Origin of the sequence: Devosia sp. (assembly GCF_036676215.1) — a bacterium.
Taxonomy (GTDB): Bacteria; Pseudomonadota; Alphaproteobacteria; order Rhizobiales; family Devosiaceae; genus Devosia.
Map to the genome: position 1 here is coordinate 1 of NZ_JAKFDJ010000236.1, position 3,343 is coordinate 3,343.

Sequence of the window (3,343 nt, forward strand, 5' to 3'; positions counted from 1 at the left end):
CCGCGTGGCCCGCGAAGTCGGCACCGAAGGCAAGCTCGGCGGCCAGGCCGTGGTGCCCGGCGTCGCCGGCACCTGGAAGGACCTGACCGACAACGTCAACTCGATGGCCACCAACCTGACCACGCAGGTGCGCGGCATCGCCAAGGTGGTGACCGCGGTCGCCACCGGCGACCTGCAGCAGAAGCTGACGGTGGAGGCCAAGGGCGAGATCGCCGAACTGGCCGACACCATCAACGGTATGACCGATACGCTGGCGCTGTTCTCCGATCAGGTGACCTCGGTGGCGCGTGAAGTGGGCGTCGAGGGCAAGCTGGGGGGCCAGGCCAACGTGCCGGGTGCTGCCGGCACCTGGCGCGATCTGACCGACAACGTGAACGGTCTGGCGGCCAACCTGACCAATCAGGTGCGCGCAATCGCCGATGTGGCGACTGCCGTGACCAAGGGCGATCTGACGCGTTACGTGGAGGTGGAAGCAAAGGGTGAAGTGGCGGAGCTGAAGGACAACGTCAACGAGATGATCCGCAACCTGCGGGAAACCACGCGGCAAAACGCGGAGCAGGATTGGCTCAAGAGCAATCTGGCGAAATTCAACCGTCTGCTGCAGGGCCAGCGCGATCTGGCGGCAGTCTCCAAGATGGTGCTGTCTGAACTGGCTCCGCTGATCAACGCCCAGCACGGTGTGTTCTACATGATGAACGAGAGCCCGCCCGATCCTGCGAAACTCAAGCTACTGTCCGCTTATGCGTACAAGGGCAACATCAATGTGAACGATGAGTGGCGGCTCGGCGAGGGCCTGGTCGGGCAATGCGCTTACGAGAAGCGGCGCATCCTGCTGACCGATGTACCCGCAGATTACGTCGCGATTTCATCCGGACTGGGTGCCGCCGCCCCGCTGAACATCATCGTGTTGCCGATCCTGTTCGAGAACAAGGTCAAGGCCGTCGTCGAAATGGCTTCGTTCACGCGCTACAGCATCATTCATCAAACCTTCCTTGATCAGCTTGCTGAATCGATTGGTATCGTGCTCAACACGATCGAAGCCAATATGCGTACCGAAGAACTGCTCAAGCAGTCGCAATCGCTGGCGCAGGAACTGCAGAGCGGGCAGGAGGAGCTGCGCCAGACCAATGAGGAGCTGGAGGAGAAGGCGCGCCTGCTCGAGGAGCAGAAGATCGAGGTGGAACGCAAGAACCGCGAGGTGGAGACGGCGAAGATGGCGCTGGAGGACAAGGCCGAGCAGCTTAGCCTGACCTCCAAGTACAAGTCGGAATTCCTCTCCAATATGTCGCACGAATTGCGCACACCACTTAACAGCCTGTTGATCCTCGCCCAGCAACTGGCCGAGAACGCGGAAAGCAACCTCAACCAGAAGCAGGTCGAGTATGCCAAGACGATTCAGGGCTCGGGCAAGGATCTGCTCGAGCTGATCAACGAAATTCTGGATCTGTCCAAGATCGAATCGGGCACGGTCGCGCTGGACCTCGCCCAGGTGTCGTTCGGCCGTCTGAGCGAACAGCTCGAACGCACCTTCCGCCATGTGGCAGACAGCCGCGGGCTCGGCTTCGCGGTCGAGGTGGCGGCGGGTTTGCCCGACACGCTGTACACCGACGAGAAGCGCCTGCTGCAGGTGTTGAAGAACCTGCTCTCGAATGCCTTCAAGTTCACCGACAAGGGCCGGGTGGCGGTGCGCATCGAGCGGGTGTCCTCCGGCTGGAGTGTGGACCACCCGGATTTGAACCTCACCGAGTCGGTGATCGCCTTCGCCGTGACCGATACCGGCATCGGCGTGCCGGCCGAGAAGCAAAAAATTATTTTCGAGGCGTTCCAGCAGGCCGATACCGGCACCGCCCGGAAGTACGGCGGCACCGGCCTGGGCTTGTCCATCAGCCGCGAGATAGCGCGGCTGCTCGGCGGTGAACTACGGCTCACGCACAGCGAGGCCGGCAACGGCAGCACCTTCGTCCTGTTCATGCCACTACGCCCGGCCGCGGCAGGGCAGGGTGGACGGGGCAGCCCGGCGGGCGAAAGCAGCGGCGAGCGCGGGCGCTTCGACTTGGCGGCGGCGCCCGCCGAGGCGGCTCGCTCGAACCGCGGGGACGGGGAGGCGCAGGTTGCCCAGACTTCCACCGAGTGGCCGGCGCGAGAGCCACTGCCGGCCGCCGAGGTGGCCGATGACCGGATGGCTATCAGCCCTGGCGATCACACCCTGCTGATCGTCGAGGACGACCTCAAGTTTGCCCGCATCCTGCTCGATACGGCGCGGCAGAAGGGCTTCAAGGGCATAGTCGCCACACAGGGTACGGCGGCGCTCGAGTTGGCCGAGCGGTTCAAGCCGACCGCCATCACGCTCGACCTCGAGCTGCCCGATATCGATGGTTGGGTGGTGCTGGAACGCCTGAAGCGTAACCCGGTCACTCGGCACATACCGGTGGAAATCATCTCGGCCGAAGACAATAGGTTACGCGGGCTGCGCTATGGCGCCTTCGAGTACCTGGTCAAGCCGGTGACGGCCGATGCGATCCATAAGGCATTGGCCGAAGTGAAGAAGTTCGCCGAGCTGGAGGTGAAGGAGCTGCTGGTTGCCGACGCCGACGAGGCCCATCGGAACACCATCATCGGGCTGATCGGCAACGGCGACGTGCGGGTCAAGGCGGTGGCGACCGGCAAGGAAGCCCTGGCTGCGCTGAAGAAGAAGCGCTACGACTGCATGGTGCTGGATCTCAACCTGGGCGACATGTCCGGGGCCAAACTGCTGGAGTCGGTCCAAGGGAACGAGCTGACGCGGGACGTGCCGATCATCGTTTACGGCCTGAACGAACTGTCCAAGGAAGAGCAGGACTGGCTCAAGGCGCTGGCCGGCAAGGGGATCGTCAAGGATGTGCATTCGCCTGAGCGGCTGCTCGACGAAACCGCACTATTCCTCCATCGCATCGTCTCCAGGCTACCGGAGGACCGGCGCAAGATGCTGGAAAAGCTCTACCAGAGCGCCGACAGCCTGGCCGGCAAGAAGGTCCTGGTGGTGGACGACGACGTGCGCAACATCTTTGCCCTGACCAGCGTGCTGGAGCGCAACAAGATGGAGGTGGCCTCGGCGGAAAATGGCCGGACGGCGATCGAGTTGCTGAAGAAGAGCGCCGACACGGACATAGTGCTGATGGACATCATGATGCCGGAGATGGACGGCATCGAGACCATGCGCCAGATCCGCAAGATCAAGAAGTTCGAGGCGCTGCCCATGATCGCGCTCACCGCCAAGGCGATGAAGGGCGATCGCGAGAAGTGCATCGAGGCGGGTGCCTCCGACTACGTGAGCAAGCCGGTGGACACCGACCAACTGCTCTCG

The 3,343-nt window shown here is 63.0% G+C and carries 1 protein-coding gene; it reads left to right on the plus strand.

Annotated elements, in window-relative coordinates:
- Nucleotides 1–3,343 (plus strand): response regulator (locus V6M52_RS19920; protein WP_332702826.1); only part of this gene is annotated, 3,343 nt, incomplete at both ends.